The organism is Bacillus sp. AC266, from assembly GCF_979253805.1.
Genome location: NZ_CEEDEC010000002.1, coordinates 420,335 through 440,111, shown reverse-complemented (window position 1 = coordinate 440,111; position 19,777 = coordinate 420,335). Strand labels below are relative to the sequence as shown.

The following is a 19,777-nucleotide window of genomic DNA, read 5'->3' as shown; positions in this document are numbered from 1 at the left end:
AGTAAATCCCCCTTTTCGTTATCCGATCGTTCTTTCATTATCATCAAATAAATCATCAAGAGAGCTTAATGAACCATCTTCCTCTACTTGATGTGTATGGATTTTCCCCTTTGAAACCGATAATTCGATATAACAATTCCAGCAATAAAATTGGTTGACACCTATTTTTCCGATGTCTTTCCCTTTGCAATTTGGACAACTGAACATATGGCTTTCATCTCCTTACAGTCTCCCAGATTCTATTCGCCATTATGTCCAAACTGCATTCATTTATACATTGCTAGAACCTTTCAACGTTATACGTTTGAAAGGTTCACTATATAATTTCACCTTGTTACATGAAATCATACGGTGAAATGTTTTCCACGTCCATTTCTTCACCATTAACCGTCACCATCTGCACTTCTCCTTGTGATTCTTGCAATCGGCCAGCTAAAGTCGTTTGACGCATTGCATCATCAAGGCGATTTACACCGGATTGAAACGCTGCTTCCTCCCCGCAAATAATAAGGAATTTCTTACTCCTTGTAATACCCGTGTAAATTAAATTACGACGTAACATACGGTTATAGCTTTTTACAATCGGCATAATAACAATCGGAAATTCACTACCTTGTGATTTATGAATCGAGCAGCAATATGCATGTGTAATTTGATTTAAATCTGGCTTTGTATACGTTACTTCAATCCCATCAAATGAAACGATAATCATATCTTGTTGCTCAACGTTTTCTTTCGCATAAAACACCGAAACGATTTCTCCGATATCACCATTAAATACTTGGCTTTCCGGCTGATTGACTAATTGAAGTACTTTATCACCTCTGCGGTATACAACGTCACCGTAGGCAATTTCTTTACTTTTTTCTTTTTTCGGATTGAACACTTCTTGAAGAGCTTCATTTAACACATTAATACCTGCCGGTCCGCGGTACATAGGTGCCAACACTTGTACATCTCTTGCGCTAAACCCTTTCGTCTTCGCGTTTTCACATACTTTTTTTACAACTTCAACAATTTGAGTACCTGCACAGCTGATAAATGAACGATCTTTTTTATTTTGCGCTAAATCTGGTGGAAGTGTTCCGTCCTTTATCGCATGGGCAAGTTGAATAACAGATGACCCTTCCGCTTGACGATAAATTTCTGTAAGCTTGACCGTTGGAACCGCACCTGCATTCAATAAATCTTTTAACACTTGTCCAGGTCCTACAGATGGCAACTGATCTTCATCACCTACAACGATAACTTGAATATTTGTCGGAAGTGACTTGAATAGCTGATTTGCAAGCCAAATATCTACCATCGAAAACTCATCAATAATAAGGAGCTTCCCTTGTACAGGGTCTGTTTCATTGCGCTGAAAAGATCCTTCTGGCGTCCATCCAAGCAGACGATGAATTGTGCAAGCTGGAAGTCCTGTCGATTCACTCATGCGCTTCGCCGCTCTTCCAGTTGGGGCCGTTAATAATATTGGAAATGGATTATCATCACTATATTCATTCGGATTTAATGATACTCCGTGAAGTGACGCATACATTTCAACAATTCCTTTAATAACTGTTGTTTTCCCCGTCCCTGGTCCACCTGTTAATAACATCATCGGCTTATGAAGTGCAGTTTGAACTGCTTCTTGCTGAAGCGGCGCATACTGTACCTTTAGCTGTTCTTCAATTTCTCCTAACGTTTTTAACACTTCTGCTTCAGGGAATGCAGGGGTTTCTTCTTGATTCATAAGACGACGAATTGACTTTACAACGCCTTTCTCAGAATAGAATAAAGAAGCTAAATACACTCGCTCTTCTTCTATAATGACTTTCCCTTCGCTTTGCATCATTTCAACGCAGCCTACAATATCTTCCTCAGTCACTCTACCTTCTTGATTATTTAAAAGTGACATCGTTTCTCTTACAAGCTGACCTTTTTCCATATACACGTGACCGAGTTGTAATGAAATATTCTCTAACGTATAAAAACACCCTGCACGTACACGGTCGTCGTGATTGCCCGTTATTCCGATTGCACGCCCTATATCATCTGCTCTTCCAAATCCAATTCCGTCCACTTCTTCAATAAGTTTATACGGATTATTACGAATCACTTCTAATGTCATCTCTTTATATTGCTGATAAATTTTAATAGAAAGTTTTGTTCCAAAACCGTAACCATTTAAAAAACTCATCACTTTCTCGAGCCCTTGATGCTCAATAATCGTCTCATATATTTCCTGCGCTTTTTGCTTGTTTACAACACCACTTAACGCATCCGGATCATCCATAATTTTAGAAATCGCATGCTCACCAAGATGGTCCACGATTTTTTCGGCTGTACGCTTTCCAATCCCTTTAAATAAATCGCTCGCTAAATATTGCACCATACCTGCTTTTGTTTGTGGCAGTTCTTTTTTAAACGTTTCAACTAAATATTGTTTTCCATACTTTGGGTGGTCTTTAAAATGACCTGTTAATGTAAACACTTCATCTTCATGCATACGGGGAAAATGACCGTTTATCATTACTTTTTTTTCGTCGTATGTTTCATTCGTTTCAATGACTTTCATACTGACAACGGAATAGAGGTTTTCTTCGTTGTGGAAAATGGTATGAAGAACTTGCGCTTTTATAAATTTTTTTTCTTCCTCAAACAAATCCATTGCATGTTGATTTCCCATATTTCCTCTCCTTTCCGAGTTCTTTTCACTTTAATGAGCAGTACATCCCCCACCTCTTTCACAATCTTTAGATGAGGGGTAACTGCGCATTAAACTATAATTTCACTTTATTCAGCTTCTTGCTCTAATAAACGAATACCATTACCAGCTAAAAAGTGGTCTGCTTGAATTTCAGTCGCTTTCTTAAATAAAGTAAGAGCTTTCTCGTTATTCTCCTCGAATACGTACGCAACACCTAAATTATAATACGCATCTGCATGCTCTTCATCCATTTCTAACACCTTTTCAAAATAAGGTTTTGCCTCTTGAATATGTTCTAGTCGTGCAAAGCAAAGTCCGCATTGGAAAACAGCTTCTACATCGCCTTCATCTAATTCCGTCGCTCTTTGTAAAAATGGAAGTGCAAGACGATCATTTCCAAGTTGCACATGTGTGATACCTAACATAAATGTTACGTCAGCTGATTGTAATCCCACTTGCATCGCTTGTTCAAATACAGCCTTCGCCTCTGCAAATTGCTCTTGACCGTAATATACATTTCCTAAGCCATAATAAGCAGCAGCAGATTTACCATCTAATTCTAATGCACGTTTATAAAATACAATTGCTCGCTCACTATCACCTAATACATCTAATAAATTCGCAAAGTTAATGTATCCAAGCGCATCTTTCGGATTTTCTTCGATTGCTTCTGTGAAATTTTTAGCTGCTTCTTCCCAGTTTCCTTCTTGCATATATTTAATACCTGTTTCAAGTTTGTTTGACATATCCTTCACCTCTACAACAAATTATAACAAAGAATGTATTTTCCAAGCGAACGAAAATTCGCTTTATGTAAAAGAAACCTCTAACCGCTAATCGGCAGAGGCTTCTCGTGTTATCCTAAATAATCTAATTTCTTACCACTATGATATACTTCATCAATTGTAGCGCCGCCTAAGCACTCATCTCCATCATAGAAAACAACTGCTTGGCCTGGCGTAATCGCACGAATTGGCTCATCACAAAGAATACGAACTGTATTTTCATCAACGATTTGAACCGTTACTTTATTGTCTGCTTGACGATAACGGAATTTCGCTGTACACGTAAATTCTTTTTCCTTCGCTTTATTACTTACCCAGCCTACATTCGTAGCAATAACTTCATCACCATATAGAAGTTCGTTATGGAATCCTTGATCAACATATAAAATGTTTTCTTTCAAGTTTTTTCCAACAGCAAACCACGGATCACCATTACCACCAATACCAAGGCCATGACGTTGTCCAATTGTATAATACATTAAACCATCATGTTTCCCTTTCACTTCACCAGATAATGTTTGCATCACACCTGGTTGCGCCGGTAAATAGTTACTTAAGAAATCTTTAAAGTTACGCTCACCGATGAAGCAAATACCAGTACTATCTTTCTTCGCCGCTGTCGCTAAACCAGCTTCTGTCGCCATTTCGCGAATTTGTGGTTTCTTTAATTCACCTAATGGGAACATTGTTTTTGATAGTTGCTCTTGGCTTAATTGATTTAAGAAATATGTTTGATCTTTATTGTCATCAACGCCGCGAAGCATTTTATATTCGCCGTCCATATAAGCAACGCGTGCATAATGACCTGTTGCTACATAATCAGCACCAAGTGCAATTGCATGCTCTAAAAATGCTTTAAATTTAATTTCTTTGTTACACATTACATCTGGGTTTGGTGTACGACCAGCTCGGTACTCATCTAAAAAGTACGTAAATACTTTATCCCAGTATTGTTTTTCAAAGTTTACTGCATAATACGGAATGCCGATTTGGTTACACACTTCAATTACATCATTGTAATCTTCTGTTGCTGTGCAGACACCATTTGCATCTGTATCATCCCAGTTTTTCATAAAAATTCCGATTACATCATAACCCTGCTCTTTTAATAAAAGAGCTGCTACAGATGAATCGACGCCACCGGACATCCCGATGACAACGCGTGTTTCTTGAGGTAGTTTGTTCATCATGTCACCTCCCATGCTAATTTTGTGTTAATCGCTTCACGATTTTCACTGTTTCGTACGCCGCTTTTTCAATTTGCTCTTTCGTATTTCCAAGTCCGAAACTAAAGCGTACGGATGAACGTATTTGATCGGAGTCTTTTCCGAACATCGCCACTAATACATGTGATGGATCAATCGAACCAGCTGTACAAGCAGAACCACTTGATACTGCAATACCAGCTAAGTCTAGGTTTACAAGAAACGGTTCAATATTCATTCCTGTAAAACTTATATTAAACACATGTGGTAAGCGATATTCCAAGTCTCCGTTTACCTCGAAATGAATGTCCTCATTTTTGAAGACAGATACCATTATATCTTTAAACTCTTCATATTGGGCATTTTTTTGCTCACGAGTTTTTTCAGCTAGCGAAACTGCATGTTGAAGTCCAACAATACTAGGTATATTTTCAGTACCAGCACGACGTTTTCTTTCTTGCTCTCCGCCTATTAATAACGGTTCAAATTTCACATTTGCACCAGCATATAGGAACCCTACACCTTTTGGGCCGTTAATTTTGTGAGCGGAAATCGATAATAAATCAATACCAAACTCTTTCACATCTATTTCTATTAAACCGTAAGCTTGTACAGCATCTGTGTGGAAATAAGCTTGATGCTCTTTTAACAACTTACCTATTTCCACAATTGGTTGTATTGTCCCTACTTCATTATTCCCGAACATAATAGATACAAGAATCGTCTCTTCCGTTAGTGCCTTTTGTATGTCAGAAACTTGAACACGCCCTGTTTCATCAACAGGTAAATACGTCACTTCAAATCCTTCACGCTCTAACAATTCACACGTATGCAAAATCGCATGATGTTCAATTTGCGTTGTAATAATATGGTTACCTTTATGACGATTCGCGCGCGCTACACCTATAAGTGCTAAATTATCAGCTTCTGTACCACCGCTCGTGAATATAATTTCATTTGGACTCGCGTGAATGCTACGTGCACACACACGTCTCGCCTCATCTACCGCATGGCGCGTTTGACGCCCATAAAAGTGAATACTAGACGGGTTTCCAAATGTTTCTGTCATATATGGAATCATCTTTTCGACCACTTCTGGGTGAGTCGGAGATGTCGCAGCATGATCTAAGTAAATGCGTTCCATTAAATCTCCTTCTTTCCAAATCGTTTCACAAGGAATTAAATGTAAAACATATAGCCCCCGTGATTTTCTTCCTCATAACGTACTAAATCTTCTAAAGTTGTACTATCTAATACTTCTTGCACCGCATCACGAACACGCATCCATAATTGACGTTGTGCTGGTTCTTCTTCTTCTATCATTTCTACAACACTAATTGGACCCTCTAGTACACGGATTACATCTCCAGCTGTAATGTTGACTGGCTGATCAGATAATACATATCCACCATATGCACCACGCGTACTCTTTACAAGACGAGCGTTACGAAGTGGTGAAATTAATTGCTCTAAGTAATGCTCAGATAGGTCATGCGCCTGCGCAATTGATTTTAATGAAATTGGGCCTTCACCAAACTTTTTTGCAAGGTCGATCATAATTGTTAAGCCGTAGCGGCCTTTCGTTGAAATCTTCATCTATTTGCACCTCATTTCAAATTTTCACTTCTATTGGTTATATCTTATTTATAAAAGAACACAATTTAAAATCCTATGAAATTATAGCATAATATAGTATTATAAGAAATTTCAACTTGTGTATCAAAATGATAACATAAAATCACATTGAAAAACTCGGAAATTATTACAATTGAAAGAAAAATGAAAATATTATCCTTCGTTTTTCCCATAAAACAGCATCCTATTTCAAATTTCATCAAAAAAAATGATACGATAGAATGAGATTATACATTAAGGGAGAGGGTCAAATGAAACAACCACTCGCACATCGAATGCGCCCTACAAATATTCAAGAAATTATCGGACAACAGCATTTAGTTGGTGAAGGCAAGATTTTATGGCGAATGGTCCAAGCAAATCATTTTCAATCAATGATTTTATACGGTCCTCCAGGCACAGGAAAAACATCAATCGCCAGCGCAATTGCAGGAAGTACTGGAACCCTGTTTCGCCTCTTAAACGCTGTTACTCATAATAAAAAAGATATGGAAGTTGTCGTACAAGAAGCGAAGATGCATCGGCACCTCGTTTTAATTTTGGATGAAGTTCATAGGCTAGATAAAGCGAAGCAAGACTTTCTATTACCCCATTTAGAAAGCGGACTTCTTACTTTAATTGGTGCAACGACAAGCAATCCGTTCCATGCTATTAATTCTGCTATTCGAAGTCGTTGTCAAATCTTCGAATTACACGCATTAACAGAAGATGATATTTTAATTGGCTTAAAACGAGCGCTTGAAGATAAAGAAAAAGGGCTTGGGGAATATGATGTAACTGTTACGGATGAAGCATTACATCACTTTGCAAATGCATCAGGCGGAGATATGCGCTCAGCTTATAATGCACTTGAACTAGCTGTTTTATCTAGCTTTACAACTGACGACAAAGCCGCGGAAATTACACTTGAAATCGCAGAAGAATGCTTACAGAAAAAGAGTTTCGTTCACGACAAAGGTGGCGATGCTCACTATGACGTTTTATCTGCTTTTCAAAAATCAGTACGCGGAAGTGATGTGAACGCCGCACTTCATTATTTAGCACGTCTTATTGAAGCTGGTGACTTACAAAGCATCGGTAGACGTCTGCTTATTATGGCATATGAAGATATCGGACTTGCTAGCCCACAAGCTGGACAACGTACACTTGCAGCGATTGAATCAGCTGAACGGGTCGGCTTCCCAGAGGCACGCATACCACTTGCAAATGCTGTTATTGAACTTTGTCTATCACCGAAATCAAACTCGGCCTATAAAGCACTCGATGCCGCACTACACGATTTACGTAATGGCCAAACAGGCGATATTCCAAGTCATTTAAAAGATAGTCATTATAAAGGAGCCGAATCGTTAGGAAGAGGCATCGGATACTTATATCCACACGATCACCCAAATGGCTGGGTACAACAACAATACTTACCTGATAAAATTAAAAACAAGCAATATTATAAACCGAAAACGACAGGAAAATTTGAACAAGCACTTTCTACTGTTTATGAAAGATTACAAAGTTCGCATAAAACGAAGAATAAAGGGTAATATAAGCGAAAACGTCACCATTACGGAGGGTTCGCTTATGAAAACACGTCAAGATGCATGGACAAAAGAAGACGATCTCCTTTTAGCAGAAACTGTTTTACGACATATTCGCAGCGGAAGTACACAAATAAAAGCATTCGATGAAGTTGGTGATACATTAAACCGAACTTCAGCAGCTTGTGGCTTTAGATGGAATGCTGAAGTAAGACCATATTATGAAGATGCGGTGCAAATCGCAAAAAAACAACGTAAAGAATTAAAGCGTTCGGAAGCTAAAATAGAAAAAGAGCAGTTCACACAAACTCGGCAGCTCGTAATCGATGCCGAGTTTTCAGAAGATATTGTCCCAAATAAACAAGATCTTACAATGCAAAATGTCATCTCATTTTTGCAAAACTTGGAGCACAATAACCCTTCACTCGCAAAGTTACAAACTGAAAATGACGTATTACAAGATCAGCTCACTTCCCTGCAAAAAATGAATAATGAACTTGAAGCAAAATTAGCTGTTCTCACAAAAAAACAACAAGCAATCGAAGAAGATTATGCAATGCTTGTTAGAATTATGGATCGTGCTCGAAAACTTGTTTCGGTCGAAGAACAAGAAGAGCAAATTGCTCCGATTTTCAAAACCGATCAAAATGGAAATTTAGATATTATATATTCTGCAGAAAACTAAAAACAGGGATGCCACTTTTTCAACTAAGTGACATCCCTGTTTATTTTCCCTTAGTGAAAAAGCACCACAGTAAATGTAATTATATTAACGATTCGACATCGATATTTCTTTAAAACATACAAAAAGCATATATCCTAAACGATATATGCTTCCTTTTTATTCTTGCCCTACACGCTTGACTTCTACGTTTTTAATACGCTCACGTACAACGTGACTTGCCATAATTAAACCAGCCACAGATGGTACGAACGCATTTGAAGAAGGTGGTAATTTCGCTTTACGAATTTTTGCATTTTCGTCTGGCACGATTTCTTTACGTACTTCTTCACGAATTACGATTGGGTTTTCGTCAGAGAAGACAACTTTTACACCTTTTTTAATACCATCTTTACGAAGCTTCGTACGAATTACTTTCGCAATTGGATCTGTATGTGTTTTAGAAATGTCCGCAATACGGAAACGAGTTGGGTCCATTTTATTTGCCGCACCCATACATGAGATAATTTTGATTTTACGACGTAAACATTGTTTAATTAAATGAATTTTGAACGTAATCGTATCAGATGCATCTACTACGAAATCTAAACCGTGTTTAAAGAACTCTTCATATGTTTCATCTGTATAAAACATCTCTAGTCCAATTACTTCACACTCTGGATTAATATCTGCAATACGCTCTTTCATTAATTCTACTTTTGAACGTCCTACAGTAGATACTAACGCGTGAATTTGACGGTTTACGTTTGTAATATCTACAACATCTTTGTCAACTAATACGAGACGTCCTACGCCAGAACGTGCTAACGCTTCTGCCGAAAATGATCCTACGCCACCAATACCTAAAATACCGACTGTACTATTTTTTAATATTTCAAGGCCTTCTTTTCCAAAGGCTAATTCATTACGTGAAAATTGATGTAACATTCAGCTCTACACTCCTATTACAAAAATGGTCTACCATGTATTCTAGCGTTTTTCCGACTATTTGTATAGAAAAAGTTATATAATTCCTAAAAATACGTATTTCAAACAAGGAAAACATAATGTAAAACCCGAACTTTTTCTTACGTATACGTTTAAAAAGGAGGATTTAGAGAACCTAGCAGATTGAGGCACGTATGCTAGGAGGAGCGCGGTGTAGGAGTACTACTCGAGCACCGGACTAGCATACGTAACGATGAGATGCGACAGTTATCTGAACCGGACTTTTTAAACTTCCCCTCAAAAAAAGCCTAGACGGCTATAGTATAACCATCTAGACTCTATTCTTACTTCTCTTCTTTCAAGCTCAATTTTAAGCTTAGCTCTTCAAGCTGAGCTTCTGCAACTGGGCTTGGCGCTTCTGTTAATAAGCAGCTTGCGCTTGCTGTTTTCGGGAATGCAATTGTATCACGAAGGTTCGTACGACCTGCAAGTAACATAACAAGACGGTCTAAACCTAATGCGATTCCGCCGTGTGGTGGTGTACCGTATTCGAATGCTTCTAATAAGAATCCGAATTGTTCTTGTGCTTCTTCTTGTGAGAATCCAAGTGCTTTGAACATTTTTTCTTGTACGTCACGCTCGTAGATACGAAGTGATCCACCACCAAGCTCATAACCGTTTAATACAAGGTCATATGCTTGTGCACGTGCTTTTTCTGGTGCTGTTTCTAATAACTCAACGTCTTCACGGAATGGCATTGTGAATGGGTGGTGAGCTGCGAAGTAACGATCTGCATCTTCATCGTACTCAAGAAGTGGCCAATCAGTTACCCATAGGAAGTTAAATTTACTTTCGTCAATTAACTCAAGTTCTTTACCTAGACGTAAACGAAGTGCACCTAAGCTATCTGCAACAACACTTTTCTTATCTGCTACGAATAGTAATAAGTCACCAGCATCCGCTTCTAATGTACTCATTAACACGTTTGCCTCTTCTTCACCGAAGAATTTCGCAATCGGTCCTTTTAAGCCGTCTTCTTCAACTTTAAGCCAAGCTAGACCTTTTGCACCGTATACTTTGGCGAATTCAGTTAATGCATCGATGTCTTTACGAGAGTATTTGCTCGCTGCACCTTTTGCGTTAATCGCTTTTACTTGTCCGCCGTTTTCTACAGCACTTGTAAATACTTTAAATCCACAACCTACTGCAAATTCAGATAGGTCTTTTAGTTCCATTTCAAAGCGTGTATCCGGCTTATCAGAACCAAAGCGAGCCATTGCATCAGCATATTTCATACGAGGGAATGGTGCACTAACTTCTACACCTTTTGCATCCTTCATGACTTTCGTCATCATACGCTCCATCATTTCTAAAATTTCATCTTGTGTTAAGAATGATGCCTCGATATCAATTTGCGTGAATTCCGGTTGACGATCCGCACGTAAATCTTCGTCACGGAAACAACGTGCTACTTGATAGTAACGCTCAAATCCACCGACCATAAGAAGCTGTTTAAATAGCTGCGGAGATTGAGGTAATGCATAAAATTCACCATCATGCACACGGCTTGGTACTAAATAGTCGCGAGCTCCTTCTGGCGTGCTCTTCGTTAAAATTGGTGTTTCAACTTCTAAGAACTCTTCTGTATCTAAGAAGTTACGAATTGTTTTCGTTACGTCATGACGCATTTTGAATGTGTTGAACATTGCAGGACGACGTAAGTCTAAGTAACGATATTTTAAACGCACATCTTCTGATGCATCTGTATCATCAGCAATAATGATTGGCGTTGTTTTCGCTGCGTTTAATACATTTACTTTCGATGCTTGTACTTCAATACGACCAGTTGCCATATTATCATTAATTGCGCCTTCACCACGTTCAACAACTGTACCTTCTACGTGCAATACGTATTCGCTACGAATCGTTTCTGCTACTTCTAACGCTTCTTTTGATGTTTCTGGATTAAATACAACTTGTACGATACCTGTACGGTCACGTAAGTCGATAAAGATTAATCCACCTAAATCACGGCGTTTTTGTACCCAACCTTTTAATTGAACTGTTTGTCCAACCGCTTCTACTGTTACTTTCCCGCATGCATGTGTTCTTTCAGCCACTTTAAGTTCCCCCTATATTAATTTCTCTGCTACATATGAAGCAAATACATCTAACGCTACTTCTTCTTGTCCGCCTGTTGCCATATCTTTTAAGTTAATGATGCCTTTATCTAGCTCATCTTCCCCTAATACAGCTACGTATTTCGCATTTAAACGATCTGCAGATTTAAATTGTGCTTTCATTTTGCGATCTAAATAATCTTTTTCAACTGATAATCCAGCTTTACGAAGATCGAACGCAACTTTTGCAGCACGGTCTTTCGCTTTTTCACCAAGTGCTACAACGTAACAATCAATACTATGTTCAATTGGTAACTCAATATTTTCAGCCTTCAGCGCCATAATTAAACGCTCAATACTCATCGCAAAACCGATACCTGGCATTTCCGGTCCACCGATTTCTTGTACAAGTCCGTTATAACGGCCACCGCCACTTAATGTTGTGATAGCACCGAAACCTTCTGCCTCACTCATAATTTCAAAAACAGTGTGTTGGTAGTAGTCTAAACCACGTACTAAATTCGGATCTTTCTCAAATGGAACATCCATCATCGTTAGTAGTTCTTGTACTTTGTCGTAGTATACTGCTGAATCTTCGTTTAAGTATTCTGTAATAGATGGTGCCGTGCTCATTAATTCATGATTACGGTCCTTCTTACAGTCTAAAATACGAAGAGGGTTTTTTTCTAAGCGAGATTGGCAATCAGAACAGAATTCTCCGATGCGCGGCTCAAAGTGAGCAATTAACGCATCACGGTGTGCTTGACGACTCGCTGCATCACCTAAGCTATTTAATACAACTTTAATATTTTTCAAGCCCATACCGCGGTAAAACTCTACAGCAAGTGCAATTACTTCTGCATCAATTGCTGGATCGTTACTACCAATTGCTTCAATACCGAATTGTACGAATTGACGATAGCGACCTGCTTGTGGTCTTTCATAACGGAACATTTGGCCGATATAGTATAATTTTGTTGGTTGTGTTGCATCACCGAACATTTTGTTTTCAACGTAAGAACGTACAACAGGTGCAGTACCTTCTGGACGTAATGTTAAACTACGCTCTCCACGGTCTTGGAATGAATACATTTCTTTTTGTACGATATCTGTCGTATCACCAACACCACGTAAAAATAGCTCTGTGTGCTCAAAAATTGGTGTACGAATTTCTTTATAATTGTAACGACGGCAAATGTCGCGCGCTTGCCCTTCGATATACTGCCATAACTCAACACTACCTGGAAGAATATCTTGCGTTCCGCGTGGGATTTGAATAGACATATTCAGTTCCTCCTCAAATTGTTTTAATCTTAATAAAAATAAAAAAACTCCCGCCTCTACTGTTTGAACAGTAGGGACGAGAGTATTATACCCGTGGTGCCACCCTAATTGAAGCACGTATGCTTCCACTTTTTTAATAACGCTTAAATTTGCGTTCATCTCTACTAAGCGTATAAGCCTTTCAAGTTGAAACCTACAGAGTGTCATTCAATCAGTCATCATGTAGAAATGTTTTCAGCCTAGGACATTTCTTCTCTTTCCATGTGTATCTCATTTACTCTCCTCTATCAACGGCTATATTCATATGTAAATATAAAATTACTATACGTTTGTTGAGTAGGATTGTCAAGTGCTCTAAGAGCGCTCAATTTGCTTCTTTAGGCGCTTTACATCTTGTAGTGAAATTCCAAACTCAGAAGCAAGCTCCATTGAAGTATTGTTTTGTTCTTTTGAAATAAAATCATGTAAATTTACGTTAAACAGTTGATTTGCACCATTTGTAACAGAATGCCCTTTTTCATTCATACGCATACGTATATCCCTCACATTCAATATGGTTGTTTTACTTTTTATTGTTCCATATTGATGAGATAGTTATACATAGCCGAAACAGTTATTGATTCCAAATAAACATAAGAATGCGATTAACAATAATAACGGTAGCCAATCCACTCGCAAGTAAAGGGTGCTTCAAATGATACAACGCTGCAACACCTACTCCAAACACGATAATTTCTAACAATACATGCAATATACCACGCACTTCCCACTCTGCGTATGGAGCTCCAAATAACCCCCATATGACAGCAACAACAATCGGAAGACTAATAGCCAGTGTAATTTTTACAACAGGTATTTCTCCTATTCGGAACCCCCAGTATCCAACAATCCCAAGAATGCATAACTCCAGCATAAAACGTAAAGCTATATTGAATTCTTGAAGCATGCTACACCTTCTTTTCCTTTTATTCCTCTTCAAATTAAATCCTATTGTAACTAAACAAAACATACCACAATGTATGAAAAAAGAGAGGACCTATAATCCTCTCTTCTTGGGCAACACTATTTACTTTCTACAATTAAGGTCACCGGACCATCATTGATTAAAGAAACGTCCATCATTGCTCCGAACTGTCCTGTCTCCACATGCAGTCCTTGTTTACGAACTTCTTCATTAAAGAAATCATATAAATGTTCTGCATAATCAGGTTTCGCAGCATCCATAAAGTTTGGACGTCTTCCTTTACGGCAATCTCCATATAATGTAAATTGCGAAATAGATAGAACTTGTCCCTTCATATCAAGTACAGAGTGGTTCATCTTTCCGCTCTCATCTTCAAAAATACGTAGGTTTGCAATTTTTTCAGCGATATAAGTTGCATCTTTTTCTGTATCTTCATGCGTAATGCCAACTAGTAATGTTAAACCGAATGGAATTTGTCCTACAATCTCGCCATCTACTGTGACAGACGCTTCCTTTGATCGTTGTAAAACAACTCTCATCTTTTCTACACTCCCTATTAATGCATCATGCGTCGTACGGCATAAATTTCTGGAACACGTTTAATGCGCTCTACTACTTTTTTCAAGTGTTGTAAGTTTCGAATTGAAATCGACATGTTAATCGTTGCCATCTTATTACGATCACTTCTACCAGAAACAGCTGAGATATACGTCTTCGTTTCTGTAACAGCTTGTAATACTTCATTCAATAGACCACGACGATCATAGCCTGAAATTTCAATATCAACATTGTACTCAATTTCTTTTTCAGGACTACCTTCCCAATCTACTTCTAGTAAACGCTCCACCGCTTCTTCTGTATGCACATTGACGCAATCGCAACGGTGAATTGATACGCCTCGACCTTTCGTAATATACCCAACGATATCATCGCCTGGAACTGGGTTACAGCATTTTGATAAACGAATTAACAAATTATCTGCACCACTTACCTTTACACCAGAATCCCATTTTCGAATTTTCATCGGTTTACGAACTTCTTTAACTTCAACGATGTCTTCTTCTTCACGTTGTTTACGGAACTTGTCCGTTAGTCGCGTAACAATTTGCGCTGCTGTAATTCCGTTATATCCAACTGCTGCAAACATATCTTCTTCATTTGCAAAGTTAAACTTCTCAGCGACACGTTTTAAATTATCAAGCGCTAATACTTCTTTCATCTCATACTCTAAGCCACGCACTTCTTTTTCAACAAGTTCACGGCCTTTTTCAATATTTTCATCTCTACGTTGTTTCTTAAAGAATTGACGTATTTTATTTTTCGCATGAGATGTTTGAGCAAGCTTTACCCAATCTTGACTTGGACCATACGAATGTTTCGATGTTAAAATTTCAATGATGTCACCAGTTTTCAACTTATAATCAAGCGTCACCATTTTCCCATTTACTTTTGCACCAATTGTCTTGTTTCCAATTTCCGAATGGACACGATACGAAAAATCAATTGGAACAGAGCCAAGTGGTAATTCCATTACATCGCCTTTTGGTGTAAAGACGAATACCATGTCAGAGAATAAATCAATTTTTAATGACTCCATAAATTCTTCTGCATTAGAAGCTTCATTTTGCCATTCTAATATTTGACGGAACCAAGTTAGTTTCTTCTCTAATGTACCCGTTGTTTCTGCTGCTTTACCTTCTTTATACGCCCAATGTGCCGCGATTCCGAATTCTGCAATCTCATGCATTTCTTTCGTACGAATTTGCACTTCTAGCGGATCACCTTTTGGTCCAATTACAGTCGTATGAAGAGATTGATATAAATTTGCTTTCGGCATTGCAATATAATCTTTAAAACGACCTGGCATTGGTTTCCAGCACGTATGAATAATTCCAAGCACCGCATAGCAATCTTTAATACTATTCACAACGACACGTACAGCTAGTAAATCGTAAATTTCATTGAATTGTTTATTTTGCAATGCCATTTTACGATAAATACTGTAAATATGTTTTGGTCTTCCAGAAATCTCAGGTTGAATTGAAACCTCTTTTAACTTCTCGCGAATGCCAGTCATTACTTCATCTAAATATTCTTCACGCTCTGCACGTTTACGCTTCATTAAATTCACAATACGATAATATTGCTGCGGGTTTAAATAGCGAAGTGACGTATCCTCTAACTCCCATTTAATAGTACTAATTCCGAGTCTATGTGCTAAAGGTGCAAAGATTTCTAACGTTTCATTTGCAATGCGACGCTGCTTCTCTTGAGGCAAATGTTTCAATGTACGCATGTTATGAAGACGATCAGCTAGTTTAATTAAAATAACTCGAATATCTTGAGCCATTGCAATAAACATTTTGCGATGGTTTTCTGCTTGTTGCTGCTCATGGGATTTGTATTTAATCTTTCCAAGCTTTGTAACACCATCGACAAGCATAGCGATTTCTTTATTAAATTCCCGTTCAATGTCTTCTAATGTAATTTCTGTATCTTCCACTACATCATGTAAGAAACCTGCCGATACTGTAGCCGGATCCATGTGTAAATCAACTAAAATACCTGCAACTTGAATTGGGTGAATAATATATGGTTCACCCGATTTTCTATATTGTTCGCTATGTGCATCACGCGCATATTCATAGGCACGTGCCACTAGCTCAATATCTCCATCCGCTAAATATTGACTTGCTTTCTCGAGTACCTGTTCAGCTGTTAGTACTTGCTCATTTGCCATCGAATCACCTTTTATTGAAAATTGACTTTATCTTTATTGAATAGAATAAATTATATTCTATCATTATAACCCAATGATTGTGAATTGTGAAAAGGAAAAGATTTTACTGACATTTCACCATGTTTTTTTGTGCAATTATACAAAAGTACCCGCTCCTCTCCAAGAGATTCACGGGTACTTTTTTATCACCGTAGTTTCACCTATATAATGATTAGTATTTTTCTAATACTAATACATCGTAACCATCTAACATTTTACGACCATCTAAGTAAGTAAGCTCTACTAAAAATGCAATTCCTGCTACAACTCCACCAAGTTCTTCAACTAGTTTAATTGTCGCTTCAATTGTTCCACCTGTAGCTAATAAGTCATCTGTAATTAATACACGTTGGCCGGGCTTAATTGCATCTTTATGGATTGTTAAAACATCCGTTCCATATTCTTTACCGTAGTCAACTGTAATTACTTCACGTGGTAATTTTCCTAATTTACGAACTGGTGCGAAACCTACTTCTAATGCATAAGAAACTGGGCAACCAATAATAAAACCACGCGCTTCTGGTCCTACTACAACATCAATGTCTCTTTTATTTGCATACTCAACGATTGCATCTGTTGCTGCTTTATATGCTTTTCCGTCGTTCATTAAAGGTGTAATGTCTTTAAACACAATACCTTCTTTCGGATAATCTGGTACAATTGCGATATGTTGCTTGAAATCCATATTTCTGAATCCTCCTCAGATATAAAAGGTTTGTAAATACAAATCCTTTACCCTAACTGTTCTACTTATTTATGATCACGAATCGTTTCAAACCATGTATATAGTTGCTGATATGTGCTATAAACCAATTCTTTCTCTAATTGTAAGTGGTTCATTTTCTCACGATATGTGTTCGATTCAATTAAATCACGCTTTTGTTTTTTATCTGCCATAAAAATGACACCGTCTTTTATTGTAACAAATTCTAACTCAAAAAACACCTGTGTCATGAAATTTACTGTATCTTTTGACCAACCTTTATGACGACACAGTTGTTCCCCATATTGCCTTAAAGAAAATGGTGTTTTTTGGCTTAAGAAAGAATAGTACCATTTAAAATGCTCCCTCGTTGGGACCGTACTAAATAAATGATTATTCTCTTGATAAAATAGCGTGTAAATTCGAGCTGGGAATCCAGCCTTAAATACATCACCTAATTCATCTGCTCCTTTCGGCAAATCAAGTAGCACAATGTATTGATCATCAAAATGAGCTACCTCTGATGCATGCACGATATGCTCTTTATAGCCTTCTAAAGAAAATTTATTCAATACCTCTTCAGAAAAATACACCATTGTTATTTTTTCTTTCGGAAGTTCTGCTAAATTTGCTTCTACATTACGCATACTACGCCAGTCAAATAATTGCCATGCCTCTACAGCAATATCTTGCACCATTAATTGCGGCTTTTTAAAGTTATTCCATTCATTAATGGACACTTCTCCTACTACAGAAACCTTCGCAACTGGAGAGATTTCTTTCGCATAAGTACCAAATCCAAATCCAATCGTGTCCAGTGTTGCTTGTCCATCACGAAGAGCCATTTTTAAATGCGAACCATCAGATCCAATTGCACGGATACTTTCTAAGTCGGCATCTTTCACCGCAATACGCGGTTTCGGATTTCCTACGCCAAATGGCGCTAACTTTTGCATATCCTCAATCGCGGCAAGCGTTACATCCTCTACTTTACAAAATGCATCCACTGCTGTAATCGGAATAAAATCTTCTGCTGTTAAAATCACATCAGCTTGCTCATTTAACCTGCGTCTTAATTCATCCACATCATTCATATTAAGCGTCATTCCCGCTGCCATCGGATGACCTCCGAAATGCGGTAACAATTCACGGCAATCTGAAAGGTTTGCAAACAAATCAAATCCTGCAATACTACGAGCCGACCCCTTTGCTGTTTCTTTATGAGGATCAATGCTTAATACAATCGTCGGACGATAAAAACGTTCAACTAACTTAGAAGCGACAATTCCAATTACCCCTGGATTCCAACCTTCTTTTGCAAGGACTAACACTTTATTTTCTTCTGGCGGGAAATTATTTTCGACTTCAGCGATAGCTTCTTCAGTAATTTGCTTTACAATATCTTTTCGAAGTTTGTTCAGCTCATCAATTTCTTCAGCTAGCTCTTTCGCTTCCTCTGGATCTTCTGATAATAAAAGATGTACAGCAGGTGTTGCATCTTCCAAACGACCAACTGCATTAATACGAGGTGCGAGTGCGAACCCGATGCTTTCTTCTGTAATTTCGCTTTGCGAAACGTTAGCGACTTTAAATAACGCCTTTAAACCGATATTTCGAGTCATTCGCATATGCTTCAGTCCACGCTGTACTAATAATCTATTTTCACCGTGAAGCGATACTAAATCGGCTACCGTACCGATTACTGCAATTTCCAACAAATGCTCTGGCACACGACCCAAAAGTGCATGTGCAACTTTAAATGCAACACCAACACCCGCTAAATAATGAAACGGATAAACACCGCCTTCTAATTTCGGGTGAATAATCGCAAGTGCCTCTGGTAATTCTGGTGGTGGCTCATGATGATCTGTAATAATAAGATCTATTCCAAGTTCCTTCGCTACCTTCGCTTCATGTACCGCTGCGATACCAGTATCGACAGTAATAATTAGTGAGAACCCTGCACTGTGCGCCCAACGAAACGCTTCTTCATTTGGCCCATAGCCTTCAGTAAAACGATTTGGAATATAAAATTCTACTTCTGCACCTAATTCTTTGAGAGCAAGATATAACACAGTCGTACTACTTACTCCGTCCGCATCGTAATCGCCAAATATTAATATTTGTTCTCCATTTTCAATAGCTTTTTTCACACGTTCTACAGTCCGATCCATTCCTTCAAGTAAAAATGGATCATGAAATTCTTGATCTGCTGTATTTAAAAAGTCTACAATCTTATCTTCTGTATTTAAGCCTCTGCCAAGAAATAATGAAGTCACAAGAGGTGATAGTTGCAATTTATTTGCTAATTCACTCACTAGTTCCTCATTATATTCTTTTTCTTTCCAACGCGTCTTCGGTTGTAACACGAAATCACCCCTTAACCTATCCATTATACAAGACAGATTAAGGGGTGACAATATAATGCAAACTACGATTCGATATCTATATAATTAAATATCTGTTATG

Annotated in this window: 17 protein-coding genes and 1 other annotated feature; of the genes, 2 read left to right on the top strand and 15 right to left on the bottom strand. The window is 38.0% G+C overall.

Features of this window, described 5'->3' with window-relative positions:
* Nucleotides 1–18: 18 nt before the first annotated feature.
* The 6 genes from AC0IXC_RS09745 to cymR form a co-directional block, all read right to left on the bottom strand.
* The gene (locus AC0IXC_RS09745; protein WP_002015288.1) at nucleotides 19–207 is read right to left on the bottom strand and encodes a hypothetical protein; all 189 of its coding nucleotides are present in this window, start codon (nucleotides 205–207) and stop codon (nucleotides 19–21) included.
* A 127-nt stretch (nucleotides 208–334) separates the two neighbouring features.
* Entirely contained in the window at nucleotides 335–2,671 is a 2,337-nt protein-coding gene (gene recD2, locus AC0IXC_RS09740; protein ID WP_471652852.1) for an SF1B family DNA helicase RecD2, read from the bottom strand.
* Nucleotides 2,672–2,778: 107 nt separating this feature from the next.
* The gene (locus AC0IXC_RS09735) at nucleotides 2,779–3,438 is read right to left on the bottom strand and encodes a tetratricopeptide repeat protein (protein ID WP_002143220.1); all 660 of its coding nucleotides are present in this window, start codon (nucleotides 3,436–3,438) and stop codon (nucleotides 2,779–2,781) included.
* Between the two features lie 110 nt (nucleotides 3,439–3,548).
* On the bottom strand, nucleotides 3,549–4,664 hold the full coding sequence (gene mnmA / locus AC0IXC_RS09730) for a tRNA 2-thiouridine(34) synthase MnmA (protein WP_002088752.1): 1,116 nt from the start codon (nucleotides 4,662–4,664) through the stop codon (nucleotides 3,549–3,551).
* Between the two features lie 16 nt (nucleotides 4,665–4,680).
* The gene (locus tag AC0IXC_RS09725) at nucleotides 4,681–5,826 is read right to left on the bottom strand and encodes a cysteine desulfurase family protein (protein ID WP_002143221.1); all 1,146 of its coding nucleotides are present in this window, start codon (nucleotides 5,824–5,826) and stop codon (nucleotides 4,681–4,683) included.
* A 35-nt stretch (nucleotides 5,827–5,861) separates the two neighbouring features.
* On the bottom strand, nucleotides 5,862–6,278 hold the full coding sequence (cymR, locus tag AC0IXC_RS09720; RefSeq protein ID WP_000704117.1) for a cysteine metabolism transcriptional regulator CymR: 417 nt from the start codon (nucleotides 6,276–6,278) through the stop codon (nucleotides 5,862–5,864).
* 290 nt (nucleotides 6,279–6,568) lie between these two features.
* Here cymR and AC0IXC_RS09715 point away from each other — a divergent pair, with 290 nt between their 5' ends.
* Nucleotides 6,569–7,855 carry a replication-associated recombination protein A gene (locus AC0IXC_RS09715; protein ID WP_002067244.1) on the top strand — a complete coding sequence of 429 codons (1,287 nt, stop codon included), beginning with the start codon at nucleotides 6,569–6,571 and terminating at the stop codon, nucleotides 7,853–7,855.
* A 37-nt stretch (nucleotides 7,856–7,892) separates the two neighbouring features.
* Nucleotides 7,893–8,534, top strand: coding sequence for an RsfA family transcriptional regulator (locus AC0IXC_RS09710; RefSeq protein WP_002034101.1), 642 nt, complete (start codon nucleotides 7,893–7,895; stop codon nucleotides 8,532–8,534).
* Nucleotides 8,535–8,690: 156 nt separating this feature from the next.
* Here AC0IXC_RS09710 and AC0IXC_RS09705 read toward each other — a convergent pair whose 3' ends face one another.
* The 9 genes from AC0IXC_RS09705 to recJ form a co-directional block, all read right to left on the bottom strand.
* A complete protein-coding gene (locus tag AC0IXC_RS09705) occupies nucleotides 8,691–9,458 on the bottom strand; it encodes a tRNA threonylcarbamoyladenosine dehydratase (protein ID WP_000903181.1) in 768 nt (255 codons plus the stop codon).
* Nucleotides 9,459–9,802: 344 nt separating this feature from the next.
* Nucleotides 9,803–11,578 (bottom strand): aspartate--tRNA ligase, encoded by a 1,776-nt coding sequence (gene aspS / locus AC0IXC_RS09700; protein ID WP_002015297.1) that lies wholly within the window; start codon nucleotides 11,576–11,578, stop codon nucleotides 9,803–9,805.
* Between the two features lie 12 nt (nucleotides 11,579–11,590).
* Nucleotides 11,591–12,862, bottom strand: coding sequence for a histidine--tRNA ligase (hisS, locus tag AC0IXC_RS09695; protein WP_012261743.1), 1,272 nt, complete (start codon nucleotides 12,860–12,862; stop codon nucleotides 11,591–11,593).
* Nucleotides 12,863–12,931: 69 nt separating this feature from the next.
* Nucleotides 12,932–13,162, bottom strand: a binding site (T-box leader).
* Between the two features lie 54 nt (nucleotides 13,163–13,216).
* Nucleotides 13,217–13,393: a hypothetical protein gene (locus AC0IXC_RS09690; RefSeq protein ID WP_002015300.1), complete on the bottom strand. Its 177-nt coding sequence runs from the start codon at nucleotides 13,391–13,393 to the stop codon at nucleotides 13,217–13,219.
* An 82-nt stretch (nucleotides 13,394–13,475) separates the two neighbouring features.
* The gene (locus AC0IXC_RS09685; protein WP_002015301.1) at nucleotides 13,476–13,808 is read right to left on the bottom strand and encodes a YrdB family protein; all 333 of its coding nucleotides are present in this window, start codon (nucleotides 13,806–13,808) and stop codon (nucleotides 13,476–13,478) included.
* A gap of 116 nt (nucleotides 13,809–13,924) precedes the next feature.
* Nucleotides 13,925–14,365, bottom strand: a complete 441-nt coding sequence (locus tag AC0IXC_RS09680; RefSeq protein ID WP_002015302.1) for a D-tyrosyl-tRNA(Tyr) deacylase — start codon at nucleotides 14,363–14,365, stop codon at nucleotides 13,925–13,927.
* Between the two features lie 17 nt (nucleotides 14,366–14,382).
* The gene (gene relA / locus AC0IXC_RS09675; protein WP_002015304.1) at nucleotides 14,383–16,566 is read right to left on the bottom strand and encodes a GTP diphosphokinase; all 2,184 of its coding nucleotides are present in this window, start codon (nucleotides 16,564–16,566) and stop codon (nucleotides 14,383–14,385) included.
* A 211-nt stretch (nucleotides 16,567–16,777) separates the two neighbouring features.
* Entirely contained in the window at nucleotides 16,778–17,290 is a 513-nt protein-coding gene (locus tag AC0IXC_RS09670) for an adenine phosphoribosyltransferase (RefSeq protein WP_002015305.1), read from the bottom strand.
* Between the two features lie 65 nt (nucleotides 17,291–17,355).
* A complete protein-coding gene (gene recJ / locus AC0IXC_RS09665) occupies nucleotides 17,356–19,677 on the bottom strand; it encodes a single-stranded-DNA-specific exonuclease RecJ (protein WP_002129228.1) in 2,322 nt (773 codons plus the stop codon).
* Nucleotides 19,678–19,777 lie beyond the last annotated feature (100 nt).